The organism is Candidatus Mancarchaeum acidiphilum (genome assembly GCF_002214165.1).
Lineage (GTDB): Archaea > Micrarchaeota > Micrarchaeia > Micrarchaeales > Micrarchaeaceae > Mancarchaeum > Mancarchaeum acidiphilum.
Genome location: NZ_CP019964.1, coordinates 480,155 through 493,938, shown reverse-complemented (window position 1 = coordinate 493,938; position 13,784 = coordinate 480,155). Strand labels below are relative to the sequence as shown.

Below are 13,784 nucleotides of genomic sequence, written 5' to 3'. Positions count from 1 at the left end.
TGCAGCTTACTTTTAAAAGTTTTTTGTATAAAAATAGGGCAGTTTCCCTGCAAATAGACAATTGTCCATATCCTTGAATTAAGTTAAAAAGACTAAATCAAAATAATGACTGTCATATATAAAATAAAATATGCAGATTAATGATCTTAAGGTGCAACTATGGCTAAAGATGAAAAAATAATATCAGAGGTAAAAGCAGAAGCAAATCCAACGATACCCATAATATTTGTATCGAGCGTACGGGACAACAGGCTGCCTCTGCACAACTCAATGGGGCTTTCGGTTACCGACAATGAAGGCAAGACAAAGGTTGTGACTCACATAAGCAGGACGGATTCGGGAGAGCTGGAAAGTTTCATCCTGAACGGCAAGGCACTGCAATTGGAGAGGGTGCAATCGATGTCGGAGGTGCTCAGGGCATTCCAGAAAGAAAGCGGAAAGAACTATGGGATAAAGGCGGAGTCGGACAACTACAACGTATTTGCCGGGAGCAGCGATGCCGGTGCGGCGGCATTTGTTGTCGCTTTGGACAAGATGTTTGGGACAAATTACGAAACCGAAAAGATTGCGTTCCTTGCCAACAAGATATCGGAATCCGCAATAAGGGCTGTTTACGGAGGGCTCAATACACTGGTTGTGGAAGGCCCCGGAGCCCCTTATGCAAAGCAGCTTGCATCGGAGGAAGACCTTAAGGACATACACATATTTGCGATGACATTTGATTACGACAGCAGGCTGTCCGCCGCAGAGATATTCCAGCTTACGAGGAGCAGCCCATTCTACGACTACAGGCTTAAGATGGTGCCGCAGTGGGAGGCCAAGATAAAACTGGGGCTGCTGCACAAGGACTGGAACATGGTGTTCTCCAATGCCGAGGACAACTGCTCAAACGCTCACTACCTGATAGAGAGCTCAGGAGGCAGGGCAAGGAAGAAGGAGATGATGAATGCGGTGATAGACGTAGAAGAGATAAGGCAGTCGGGTCTTCCCGTATACTGGACTGCAGGTGGAGGCAATGTAATAAATGCCTTCACATGGGATCCTTATGCAAGTGATGTGCTTAAGGAGCTAAGGAGCAGAGGACAGAAACCTGTCGAGTACAAAGTAGCGCCATCCGCAAGGGTCACAGAAGTAAAATACGAATGATGGTAAAATGGCAGATTACAAGATAATATTCATAGGCGGCGTGCCTGGAGTTGGCAAGACAAGCATATCGGGGGCATTATCAAGGAAGTACAATATAGACATAATGCTTTCAGGAGACTATCTTAGGGAGTTTGCAAGGCCAATAATATCATCAAAAGGCGAAGGCAATAACCTGATGACAAGCGTGTACGAGGCTTGGAAGGAATTTGGGGAAAAGACCAATGAAAACATAATAAAAGGATACCTCGAGCAGTCAAAGCCCATATGCAGCGGAATAAATGCGGTGATTGAGCGTGCCGACAAGAATGGGGAAAACGTTATTGTCGAATCCCTTTACCTGAATCAGGAGCTTTTGGACACACTTAAAAAATACAATGCATGCTCCGCATACCTTTACATATCCGATTGGGATCTGCATTCAAAAAGGCTTAACGAGCGCGAACTTTACACGCACAAGAAATCCCCTGGAAGCAGGCTTTCGGCCCAGTTGGATGTATATAGGTCCATAATGGACTATTCAATAGACCTGCTAAAGAAGAACAGCATGAGAATATTTGACAATACGGATTACGCAAAAACACGCGATGATGTAATCAAGTTTGTAGGAGAGTACTATGGAGATGACTAATTCTGAAATGCAGGAACTGAAGGCAATGGGATCAGCAATCCAGAAGATTGCCCAAAAAAACGGAAAATTCCTTTCAACCAAAAGGTACACAGCAGACCCGCATGATGGAGAGATCAGCTATGGAGAAGGAAATCCTATAATAGGGATGGAAAAGTTTTTGGGCTACTATGACCCATCAATGAACATAGCATACAGCCCGTCAATATCAATGAATACCGATTTCAGTGTTGCGAAGGCGTTCTGCAGGTATTCGAAATCGGGCAAGGACTCGATAATGGTGGACGGCACAACAAACGAGAAGTACCTAGGCAGGATGGAGAAGGCATTGGACCTATTCCGAAAAGAGAACAGTATAGAAGGAAGCTTCCAGTTCTTCCTCAAAAGGGAGCGCAGGTACAAAGAAGCAAAGGGGCTGGGAGAATCCGCGGCAGTGGCTTCGGCAACGGCAAGGGCTCTTTTGGGATGCGTTTTCGGTAAAGAGGCAGTTGGCGATACCGCATTTGTCTCAAGGTATGCGAGGCTTGTTTCAGGATCCGGCAGCAGGTCCGCCGCAGGAGGGATATCATTATGGATGTCATTTCCAGGTATAGCCAACGAAGAGTGCTATGCGGAGAGGATGGAGGCTGATTACAAAGGCATCAAATTTTTCACAATACCAGAAAAGTCATTGATAGAGACGATAAGTGCGCATTCCGCAGCAGTGCAATCAGATTTCTATAAGAATTGGATCTTTGGAAAGTACAACAGGATAAAGGCGCTGCTCGAAAACCCATTTTCAGCCGAGGACCTCCTTTCGATGGCAGAAAAGGACATGTTCAGGCTTGACGGGATACTGATGTCATCGGGATTCTTTGTGCACAACAACAGCAGCATGAGCAATCTTGGCAAGTTCTTCGATTTCAAAAAATCGAACGATGGCGTATATGTCACTGCCGACACCGGCCCAAGCCTTGTTTTCTTTTCGAAGGACGAGAGGCAGCTGAAAGAGCTTGAAGCATACCTGAATCCGCCAAATGTCCTATACGGAAATGCGGCGGTCGATTTCCATATGAATCCAAATCAAAAGGACAAGGAACAGGCGGACAATTACTTCAGCAGCCTTGAGTAAAAACCGCTTTATCCCGCATGCCTAATGCACCAGCGAGCGATGGCAATGCAACATATATAAGCATTGTTTGCTTAATCCAATAAGGGGATTTTGGCTTACATGCGCATCCGAGCGTAATCTTGCATGCAAGGAGACTGTTTTACCGGTGTTGATATGGACAATAAAGTAAGCAATTTGAACGGGACCATTGTTATCGCAAGCCCGGGGACGGGAAAGACGACCCGCCTTGCGAATAAGGTTATAGAGCTTCTCATTGGAGGAGTGCAATCAAAGGATATACTCTGCATCACATTTACAGAGAAAGCGGCAGCCGAGATGCAGAGCAAGATATTCAAGATGTCAAAGGATAAGGGGATAGACCAATCAAGGATTGCCGACCTGAAGATATCGACTTTCCACAGCTATGCACTCGATTACCTGCAGGAAATCGGCAATTCATACCAGCTTGTAAGCAACAACATAATGCGCTATTCAATCTACAAGAGCTTTGAAGCCAACAAGGCATTCAATTACTCAAAGGACCACATAATATCAACATTGATGCCGAATACCGAAAACGCGATAAGGTATATGAAAAGCTTTGGTATAACGCCCGAAAAGATAGATATGGATAAGGCAAGGGAAAACATAAGGGAGATATACAATGATTCAAGAATACAATCCGTAACGTTGGAGGAGGTTGAGAAATTCCTTGACTACTTTGTTTCCGCGTTCAAGGACTACGAGAGCAGCAAGAAAGAGGGCTTTATAGATTACAACGACATGCTCCTTAAATTCATAGAGCATTACGACAGAAATGCAAGGCACTACAAATGGGTGCTTGTAGACGAGCTCCAGGACGTAAACGAGATGGAGGCAAATATTGCGGTGATGAGCGGGGATTCGCTATTCCTGGTAGGGGACAGAAAACAATCCATATTCGGGTTCCAAGGCGGCAGCATAGGCAATTTCAATCATTTCAGCAAATCCGGATTGCAGCTAGAGCACTTGAGCAAGAACTACAGGAGCAAGGACAGGATAGTCGAATATGCGAAAAATGCATTTATAAACAATATAAAAAGCAGGGAGGAGGTTGATTCATATATTGAGGAGCTCAAGGACTTCTCAAGCAGTGAAGAGGGAGGGAAGGTGAGGATGGTAAATTCCCAAAAGTCATTCGGGCCCGCAGTAAAAGTGCTTAAGGAATTAGGGGATGAACTGAACGATACCGCAATAATAACAAGGACAAACGGCCAGCTCTTGGCCGTTTCAAGGCTGCTTGACTCTGAGGGAATAAAGTACAAGACAACGGCAAGCAATTCCACCTCGGAAGCAGCCAAGGCCGAGATTGTCAATTACCTTAAGGGATTCTTTTATGAGGATACGGAATACATAATCAATGCCCTGAATACCGCATTCGCTGGGCTGCCGACATACAAGGCGATAGCCATCAGCAAAGAGTGCAGCACGATAAAGGAAATCAAGAGCAGAGCCCCTAAATTTTTCGAGCTTCGCGAAAGCTGCTCCGGAAGGATCGGACTGAACCGCTTGTTCCAAGATGTAATATTCCCCATATCCGCGCAGATCGGCATGGATTACTTTATAACCGCAAGGACCGTACTTAACAGCATAAATGAGTTCTACGAATTAATCGGCTATAACAACGATCCAAAAGAGCTTTTCGACTACATATCGATAACCCAGGAGGACTATCAGCCTCCAACAACCGATGAGGGGGTTACTCTGACAACGGTGCACAAGGCAAAGGGGCTTGAATTCAAGAATGTGATATACATCCCAAAGCAGTCGGAAAGGAACAATCTTAGCTTTATAGACGTTGTAACATTGGCGGTAATAAAGGCAACGATAGGAATTGAGGTAAGGGATGAATTAAGCGACGAGGAGTCGAGGGTTGACTTCGTTGCGATTACCAGGGCAAAAGACCTTCTATACATAGTTGCAGATGCAAAATTCCTCAATTCGCACAAGGTGGATGGAATATCGGAGGAGATAGACATAAAGGACGACATCATGCCGGAGCCCGAGCACAGGAAGTACGACGAAGCCTATTCAATGTTCGTGAACAAGGATTATGAAGGCGCAATGAAGGCCCTTTCGTATAAGGAGCCATGGGCGTATAACGAGGTAAAGGACTATTTCAGCAGGATAAACGCGATATCGTTCTCAACTATAGATAAATTTGACAAACCTGCGGATTTCCTCAAATACGTCATATTGGGGATAAACTATGGGAATGTGTCTTTAAGCAAAGGATTGGGAGTGCATCAGATAGCGGAGAGCATGTTCCACGGAAATGTGGATGAAGCAAGCATGGATGAGGAGGAAAAGCCGTACTTCGACAACCTAAAAGCCGCAAGGGCCGAGCTCACGAAGACGACCGGGGCAGAGCAGGTCGCGGCAGAAGAGAGTATAGCAGTGCCCCTAAATTCTCTCTTAAGCAGTGCACCCGACGAAATGTCATTCCATGGAAAAATAGACGCGGTATATGCAGATGAAAACGGGAGATACATACTTATAGACTACAAGACGGACAAGACCGAGGATTACAACACCGCACATAGGAAGCAGCTGGAGGTATACAGAAAGCTATACTCTTTGAAGCACAACGTACAATTGGACAAGATAAGCTCCAAGGTGATGTACCTGGGTCTAAAAGGAAAGATAAATACAGGCAAAATGGAATACGATATAGTCGATACAGGCAATTCCAAAACGCTCCTGAACAATTTCTTGAAGAAAACGAACGATTTCCTTGAATGCAAGAAGGATCCCGGCAAGTTTGTTGATATAGTGAAGAAGGCAGCCGAAGGCGAAAGCGATCTGCTGCTTGAAAGAATAATAGATTCAATGTGACAGCAAATACCACGCGAATGCGAATTCTTTCAGGATCCCTCAATCAAGCTTTTTGGTGAACAGGTCCTTGTATTCGGTGGACCTGTCTACGAACGTGCTCTCTTTTATCGAGAATCCGCTGCAAATGAACGAACCAAAATCGTATCCTTCAAACCTCTTTATCGCATTGAGGAGCTTTATCCTGTTTACATGCCCCTTTATCCTTCCAATTGTAAGGTGCGGGACAAATCTTTTTTCATCGAAATTGATGCCTTTATCCAATGCCAGCGAATGCATCATCTTATAAAGCTGCTGCATTTCCCCATGCTCTGATGAAGCACCTATATAAAGCACCCTCGGGATTCTTGGAGTGAACAGGCCCACGCCATTCAATGAAACCTTGAATCTGTTGAACTTCAGCATTGAAAAATTTGACGCCAAGCTTGCCAATCCGTTGCTGTCAAGGTCGGGGAAGAACATCATTGTTATATGGAGTTTATCCGCTGCAGCAAAGCTTACGCCCAGCTGTTTCCGCATACCGCTCTGGAATTCAGTTATGCCCCCTGCTGCCTCATCTGGAATATCAATAGAGATAAAAGCCCTCATACAGTAGTATTTTTATGCAGTTCGGTATAAATTGGTATCCACAATCTTACTATAAACCTATGAGGATCAAAAGATAAAACCAGTAATCCTTTTGCCATAAACGAGAGACAAAGGAATGTAAATTGCTATAATGAACAATAAAGCAAAAAATAAATCCTTTTACATGAATAAATAAACCGATTAATATGCAGGCAGGATCTAAAATTGCTGTAGTCCTTGGATCAAAGCAGTATTCCGACAGTGATATAGACGATGAGCTCAAAGGAAGGCTATCAGTCGCACAGGATCTGTTCAAGAACGGGTCTATAAGCCAGGTAATCGTTTCAGGAGGCACTACAAACCCCTCCATAAATATGTCGGAGGCGGAGATAATGGAAAACTATCTCGTTTCGATAGGCGTGCCAAACGACAAGATAATAAAGGAGGAATCGGCGCTCGACACGATAGGAAATGCATACTTCTCAATGCTTAAACTCAATGGGCTGAGCGGAATATCGACCGTGTATATAGTGACATCATGCTGGCACATGAAAAGGTCAAAATACATCTTCGAGATGACTTTCGGGGATAAGTACAAGATGAATTTTGACCACTGCTTTGATTACCACGATGAAGATTTAGACAACGAGCTGCAGGAGCATGAAAAGAAGTCGATGGCACTGGCGGAGAAATTTTTTGAAGGGATAACTCCAGGGGATATGGAAGAGATAAAATACAGGCTCTACAAGTTCCACGAGTATTACAAGAAATAGGCTATGGATTAACCTTGCCGCCTTTCCAATAACCTTTCTCTTTCTTCCTCATTTTTAAGATACATCTTGTAAAGCCTCCTTCTCAATGAGTTGGGGCTTATCAGGAAAAGTGTGCACCCGCCAATGGCTTCAGCGATGTCACCGTACATTTTGAGCTTAATGTCGGATTTGAGCAGGTCAAACGATGTTTTGATATAGTCAATCTTGGCAGCATTGCCTCTGGAAGAAAATAGCAGGTATCCAAGCTTCTTCTTGAAAAAATACTTGCCTAGCAGCAATCCAACCTTTTTCCCTTTAAAGTAATCAAACAATGCAATATGGTCATCTATGCGCGATGAATTGTAAGCATTATGCGAATCGCAGAATTTCTTGAAGTCCTCGGTTGAGCTCTTGCTTCCATTGCTATTATGGACCCCATAAAGGGTCAATGGCATGTAATCAAAAACCGCATCCATATTGGAGTTTATCCCCATAAATGCAAGGTAATAATCAATAGTGAAATTCACCTTCCCTAGAAGTTCAAGATCTATTATACCCTTTCTCATAGATATTGAACTGCTATTGAACCAGAATTGATGCTTTGCCAAAAATTTAATATCCTCATCTGTGAATGCCTCTTTTCCTGTTAAGTAATAATTTCCGGAGTCCGCCCAAGTACCATCTATCGCTTTTCCAGAGTAGTAAATTTTATGCCCGTTGTGATAAAACCCTATCCTGCCATCTGCGAAAAGCTTGTATACCTCCTCAAGCTTGTCATTCGAGAAAACGTCATCGTCATCCAAAAAGCATATCACATCACCCTTGGAGGCCTTTATCCCCTTCACCGCCTTTGTACCTGCCCCTCTGGCAATATCCGGGCTGTAATAAAGGTTTTTCACATTATTTTGCTGAAGGAAGGAATCTATCTCGCCGTCAATGAAATTTTTTACTACAATTATCTCATAAAGATCCTTCCGAAGTGTCTGGTCCATCACGGATTGGACAGCCGCACGTATGAACTCCTTACGATTGTAAGAGCTTATTATAACAGATATTTTAGGTTCCATCAGATCATTTGTTTTTATTTATTGTGCAATAACCTTTCAATTATGCTTTCAACTTTGTGCCATTCCCAAGGCCCTTCAAATTTGTACGATGCTTCCTTTGCCAGCCTTGAAGGATTTATCTTCCTGCCAACAAGAATTGATATGTCAGAGTGGTTGAGCAGCTGAACATCGTTCAGGTCATTCCCTATCCCTATAAGAAATCCGTCATCTATAATGCCCTTGGAGACTAGCTCTAGGTAGCTTGTCCATTTGTTGAACCTGTCATCTACCAAGGTTGCGGTTCCCTGCCCATTACGGTGCATTGATATCCCAAGCTTATCCATCCTATCCTCCAACTGGCGTGAGGAAGTTTTATTTTCATCGAACATTATCTTGATTGCGGCTGAGCACCCATACATTGGAGCTATCCCAATAGATATGCCAAGCTCCTTTGACACATCAAGCACCTTTCTTGAAAGCTCCTCATTGTCATCGCCAAACACATATTCGATGTATCCGTATTCGTCAGCCCTCTCATTCCGAAAGCCGGCCTTGGCAAACCTTGATATTATGTTTGCGTTCCCCCTTTCAACAGCTATCGCATTTCCCCTTTCAACTATCAATATATTAGGCTTTACGGAAAGCCGTGAAAAATAGGTTTCAAAAGCCGAAGCAAGCGAGTAGCTGGTTGCAGGTATTACGTTTATACCACGATTGACAAGCCTCTGGAAGGCATCGGCATTCTCACCAGTCAAAGTGCCATTTCCTATTGTGCCGTTTAGATCGGTAACCAGGTTTATGGATTTTTTATTGCCATAACCCAGATCCAATCCACCAATCCCGTCCATGAACATCCTCTTATCCCACAAATATTAAACTGGTGACATCCTCCCACCCGTAAACGGTGTGGGCTTCCTTCGCATTCATGCAGTCACTGCATCCTGCAAAGGATGTGTTTTAGCGGTTCTCAGTTCCTCGAGAACTGCCTCCATTTGAGGTCTTACACCCTCTCTCTGAGCGTGACTTCCCCTCTGTCCGAGGGTAGCTCTTTTGAGTATGTTTATTGACGCGTTTATATCCCTGTCTATTGTCAGTCCACAGACATTACAGTGGTATATTCTGTCCCCTAATGTCAGTCTTTCATTGCCTTCCTTTATATGATGGCAGTTGCTACATTCCTGTGTCGTATCTTTTGCGTCTACCTTTATTACCTTCATACCAGCACTTTCAGCCTTGTATGAGAGCATTTGGATGAACCTGTTCCATGAAGCATTATAAATTGACTGTGCAAGATTGTGATTTTTTACCATATTTTGAATATGAAGGCCTTCTACTGCAAATGAGGTATATCCCGAATTTACTAATTTACTAGAAAGTTTGTGAGCGAAGTCATTGGATTGCTCTGCAACATGTTCCCATTCATTTTGCAAATGCTGCTTTGCCTTCTCTCTTCTTTCAGAGCCTTTTTCCCTTCTCGCAATTTTTCTTTGCCATCTCGCAATGTGCTTCACATGTTTTCTCACAAACTTTGGCTTCTCCGTCTTCATGCCGTCAGAAGTTGTAACAAAAGAATGCAAACCCATATCTATACCGACAGGATTCGTGTCTTCAATTTTTGGAGGTTCAGTCTCTGTGATTGTGGTAAAGATTGCAAAATATTCTTCAGCCTTTTTCTTTATTGTAAGTGTTTTTATTTTGCCTTCTATTGGTCTGTGCAACTCTATTTCTATTCTTCCACTCAGTTTGGAAACCCTGAGCATGTGCTTTTTGCCTTTCTTTTTTATACTGAAAGAGCCGTTGTCTTGCGGGTAGGTTATGCTGTAATACCTGTCTTTTGATTTGAAACGGGGAAAGCCCGCCTTCACTTTCTTGCCCTGCTTCTTTTCATTTATCCTTCTGAAGAAATTCTTGTATGCCTTCAAGACACGATATTTTATTTCGCAACGCACCTGTGAGTATATTTGAAGGAATCTCTTGTCCTTCTCTATCTCCTTGGCAAACTTGTTCAGGGTTGACATTGAAAGCTTCTTGTTACCTCCTTTATATGATTTTATCGACTTTTCAAGAAGCAGGTTGTAGAATTCTTTTGAAAGCAAAAGTTGCAGGTCTATCTCTTTTTGCCTTTTTGCGTCAGGGTAGATCCTGAACTTGTAGGCACTTATAATTTCCATTATATCCCTTTCTCGTTTGTTTATTTATTCATCGAAACTTTTATATTCTTATATCTGTGGTTCACTTTCATCCCACCGCTAAAGCGTGTGGGATTTCCCGCTCACTTTGTTAAATTATTAAATGCAAAACTAAAATCAATTCAAAGATCATTGCGATGCTACTGCATCGCCCAAACAGTGTTCTGCTTCTCGATGCGGTAATCGAGGACAACTTCGATCATGCTCTTCGAATAAGTCCTAACGACTCTCTCGAAAAGGAAGGTTACCTTGTACTTGTTTGCTTTCCCATGTTCGATTATTTCATCCTTCAGCTCGTTTATCCTGTCTTTTTCATAGAAAGCATAGAGATGTATTACTGCAGTGCTCTTGGCCACTGCAATTGCATCATCGAGAAAAACCGTGCTTGATTTGGGGAGAGGCATTATGATCCTGTCAAACATCAGCCTGTACCCTTTAGACGCTTCGTGGAAATCACCGAGAACCGCCTCAACGTTGTTTGCCTTGTTTATCTTGATATTCTTCTTCATGTAGTAGACGCCATATTTGTTCAACTCCAATGCAACAACATCCGCATCGGGGCGCTTCTTCGCTATCTCTATTGCAAAAGGGCCTATCCCGGCAAAAGGGACCATTACCGTTTCCCCGTGGGAGACAAGATTGGATATCCTGTTCCTCTCGTACGCCAGCCTAGTCGAAAAGAACACCCTTCTCACATCGAAAACGAACCTGCAGCCGTTTTCCTTGTAATCAGCGATGTACGTGCGCTTGCCTAATAGGTACTTGACGGGCCTAACCCTGTATACGCCCTTTACCGGCCCTGCCTTTTTAAGTATCGTTGTAAGGTTCTTATTCGAATTCAGGATAATCTTTGCAATATCATTCTCCTTTTCCGCAAGGCTGTCCGGCAAGCTTATCACCGCGATGTTGCCAAAGGCATCATAGCCGCTTGAGAAGTCCTTGAGCTCCTTTTGGGTCAATATGCTGCCCAATCCATATCTGTAATCATCTGCTCGCCTATTGATCCTGACGCCTAATTTTTTGACTGTTTTTAATTCGCCTCCGAAATCGCCCATTAGGGATTGTATGCCGTTTTGGTCCTTTAACGGGAAATAAATATAGGAGGAATCTGAAAGTATGGTAAAGCTGTTGTCGAGCAGCGATAACTTCAATAGCTGCCTGCGAACATTTTCGGCAATGTTCTTTTTAGCCTTAACAAAAGTTGTCTTTTCCATGAAATCAACAGCCAATTCATTTTTGAAATTTAGTTTAATATATTTTACTTCGGATTCGCATCCGAAAAGCAAATCAAGCTCATTTGGATGCGATGACTCCCGCATAGCTTCTTTTTATCTTCTTGAACCCCGCCATCCTTAACCTGCTCATTGCACCCCTGACATAATCCGATTTGTGCTTGCCCTCCTCCCTTCCGCTTCCTATAAAGTGGTAAAGTATGCCGTTGGGCTTTAATGCTCTGAAAAGATCTTTGTAGAAATCCAGGGAGTAAAGGTCCCCTCCCATCTTTATATTCGGCGGGTCATGGAATATGAAATCGTACTCTTCATCCTTGGATGACCTCAAGCCCTTTGCAACATCCATATTGTCAAGTTTTATCTTCGGATTTGAAAATGCCTCCCTTGACCATGGATTAACCTTGGCTATCTCCAAGGAGCTTTCTGATATCTCATAGCTGTGTACTGTATCCGCTCCCTTCTTTGAAAGTTCAATAGAGGAGTATCCAAGGCCGAAGCAGGTGTCAAGCACATTGCCATGCAGTTTGCCGAGCAGATTCACCTTCATCCTTGATTCTTCGATTGGGATTGAATGCGAGATCATGTGCATCACACTGCCGTTTATCCACAATGTTGGGGACAGGTCAATTCCCGGCTCATATAGCTTGTATGACGAATTGCCATCAAACAGGTATATGAAGAGCAGAGAGCTGTCCTTTATCATGAAGCAATCGGAAAGCTGCCTTCTCCTATTGATCTTTTTAAGCAGTTCAATCCCAATTCTCTGCCCATCTGGAAGCTCTACCGCATTGTTAGATTTTATTACTTTTGAACGGGTCAGCCCCAAGTCCAGGCTTAAATCAAATTCTCCATCATCATTCTTGAGTATCCTCTCTATGTGGTATCCAGATATGATGCAGCATCCAGTTTCCATAAAAATAGTATCTGCAACCAAGATATTTAAATTTTATATAGATATGCCAATAATCTTCAAGATTATTATTATTGCAGCAGCGGGAAGCCCGAATATCGCGACCAGAACTATTGTCAGCAGGTTTATCGCTATCCCCAATCCGAAAAAGAAGTTGACTATGAATATTGACGCCAATCCCATTATAGTATTGGCGATAAGCCCCAATATGATTCCGCCAAGCTTGAACAGCAGATAAAGCCCAAATATGATTGCGAATACAATAATCCCATAAAGTACAATCATCTCTATAAGCATCTGCCATCACTCCGATAAATAATTTCAAACCAGTATCATTTGCAATTCCTCAAATAACTCTCATTGGTATTCAGCACCAGATACTATATTATCATGAAACATTATAAACTTTATAAGTTTCGCTGCTATCCACCTGTCTTTGGTGAGGTTGTCATAAAATATATTGCAGGACAGGTTTATTATTTGGCTATCACCCAATTTGGAATTGTAATGATTGACGTTCAACCTGTAGTTGCTTGCAGCGTTCCATCCAGGCAAGAACTTGCTTTTTATAATGTCAAACTTCCCCAAGATCTGCTTTCTATCCAAGCTTGAGCTTACAAGGTCATAGGATTTCACCGATATCAATCCTGGTGATATATCTACGTTTATCAAATTTTTAGGCGTTATATCTATGACATTGCCTTTTTTGTCCATTATTCTATTTATCGGAATGCTTTCATCGCTTGACAGTTCAATCAGATGGAAGGAATCCCTGTAATTGTCCATGATCATAAGGTATGACGAGTCTCCAAGCCTGAACACACCCATATCCGACAACGCATTGTTGTCAGCTTTCGAATACATCTCCTCCTTCTCCGTAAGCTTCCTGCCATTTATCAGCTTGTAAATTATCCTGTCAAGAAGCTCTGCATTATCATATAAATAAGACTCGAGGCTATTGTCAAAATATACCCTATCTGGATCACATCTTTTAGAAGTCCTTAGCAGGTAAGTCAATTCGCATTCAGCTTGCCCCTTCTCCAAAGCCTGTGAAATTTCGCTGTTTCTTAATTTTGAATTTGAATTAGCCATCATTAAGCTGCCAGGATTAGAGAGATAGTTAATTATAGAAGTCATCTTTCTAATGGTGCTTGACCTATCCTTTGAATCAAATTCTGAATCCTTTATACTGCCTACCGCATCCAATTTGAGCAACGCCAAATAGCTGTCAACCCCCAGTGCAGCTTTATCCGGAACCTCTTTGTTTGCATACATAGTAGCATCATATTAAGTTGTATGTAAATTTTAAATATGTTTTTATTTTTTAGGAAATCCCAAGCGGGTTAGGTAAATTAT

General features: G+C 42.8%; 13 protein-coding genes. 5 read left to right on the top strand and 8 right to left on the bottom strand.

From position 1 onward, the window contains the following. Positions 1-159: 159 nt before the first annotated feature. The 4 genes from Mia14_RS02660 to Mia14_RS02645 all read left to right on the top strand — a co-directional run bounded on the left by Mia14_RS02660 (position 160) and on the right by Mia14_RS02645 (position 5,735). Positions 160-1,146, top strand: coding sequence for a diphosphomevalonate/mevalonate 3,5-bisphosphate decarboxylase family protein (locus Mia14_RS02660; protein ID WP_088820118.1), 987 nt, complete (start codon positions 160-162; stop codon positions 1,144-1,146). Positions 1,147-1,153: 7 nt separating this feature from the next. Next, entirely contained in the window at positions 1,154-1,774 is a 621-nt protein-coding gene (locus Mia14_RS02655; RefSeq protein ID WP_088820116.1) for an AAA family ATPase, read from the top strand. After that, entirely contained in the window at positions 1,761-2,882 is a 1,122-nt protein-coding gene (locus tag Mia14_RS02650; protein ID WP_088820114.1) for a diphosphomevalonate/mevalonate 3,5-bisphosphate decarboxylase family protein, read from the top strand. The genes Mia14_RS02655 and Mia14_RS02650 overlap by 14 nt, the downstream gene beginning before the upstream one ends. A gap of 153 nt (positions 2,883-3,035) precedes the next feature. Beyond that, positions 3,036-5,735, top strand: coding sequence for an ATP-dependent DNA helicase (locus Mia14_RS02645; RefSeq protein ID WP_198539368.1), 2,700 nt, complete (start codon positions 3,036-3,038; stop codon positions 5,733-5,735). A 39-nt stretch (positions 5,736-5,774) separates the two neighbouring features. Here Mia14_RS02645 and thpR read toward each other — a convergent pair whose 3' ends face one another. Then, entirely contained in the window at positions 5,775-6,320 is a 546-nt protein-coding gene (gene thpR, locus Mia14_RS02640; RefSeq protein ID WP_088820110.1) for an RNA 2',3'-cyclic phosphodiesterase, read from the bottom strand. 185 nt (positions 6,321-6,505) lie between these two features. On the opposite strand from thpR, the gene Mia14_RS02635 reads away from it, so the two are divergent. Next, complete coding sequence (locus Mia14_RS02635) at positions 6,506-7,072, top strand: YdcF family protein (RefSeq protein ID WP_088820108.1); 567 nt, start codon at positions 6,506-6,508, stop codon at positions 7,070-7,072. An 8-nt stretch (positions 7,073-7,080) separates the two neighbouring features. Here Mia14_RS02635 and Mia14_RS02630 read toward each other — a convergent pair whose 3' ends face one another. The 7 genes from Mia14_RS02630 to Mia14_RS02600 all read right to left on the bottom strand — a co-directional run bounded on the left by Mia14_RS02630 (position 7,081) and on the right by Mia14_RS02600 (position 13,703). Next, positions 7,081-8,118: a glycosyltransferase family 2 protein gene (locus Mia14_RS02630; protein ID WP_232780204.1), complete on the bottom strand. Its 1,038-nt coding sequence runs from the start codon at positions 8,116-8,118 to the stop codon at positions 7,081-7,083. 14 nt (positions 8,119-8,132) lie between these two features. After that, complete coding sequence (locus Mia14_RS02625; RefSeq protein ID WP_088820104.1) at positions 8,133-8,966, bottom strand: HAD hydrolase family protein; 834 nt, start codon at positions 8,964-8,966, stop codon at positions 8,133-8,135. A gap of 54 nt (positions 8,967-9,020) precedes the next feature. Beyond that, positions 9,021-10,268, bottom strand: a complete 1,248-nt coding sequence (locus Mia14_RS02620) for an RNA-guided endonuclease InsQ/TnpB family protein (RefSeq protein WP_088820102.1) — start codon at positions 10,266-10,268, stop codon at positions 9,021-9,023. A gap of 158 nt (positions 10,269-10,426) precedes the next feature. Next, positions 10,427-11,605, bottom strand: coding sequence for a class I SAM-dependent methyltransferase (locus tag Mia14_RS02615; RefSeq protein ID WP_088820101.1), 1,179 nt, complete (start codon positions 11,603-11,605; stop codon positions 10,427-10,429). Next, positions 11,580-12,431, bottom strand: a complete 852-nt coding sequence (locus Mia14_RS02610) for a class I SAM-dependent methyltransferase (protein WP_088820099.1) — start codon at positions 12,429-12,431, stop codon at positions 11,580-11,582. The genes Mia14_RS02615 and Mia14_RS02610 overlap by 26 nt, the downstream gene beginning before the upstream one ends. Positions 12,432-12,464: 33 nt before the next feature. Next, entirely contained in the window at positions 12,465-12,725 is a 261-nt protein-coding gene (locus tag Mia14_RS02605; RefSeq protein WP_088820097.1) for a pro-sigmaK processing inhibitor BofA family protein, read from the bottom strand. Between the two features lie 60 nt (positions 12,726-12,785). Continuing rightward, positions 12,786-13,703, bottom strand: coding sequence for a hypothetical protein (locus Mia14_RS02600; protein WP_088820095.1), 918 nt, complete (start codon positions 13,701-13,703; stop codon positions 12,786-12,788). Between the last annotated feature and the right edge of the window lie 81 nt (positions 13,704-13,784).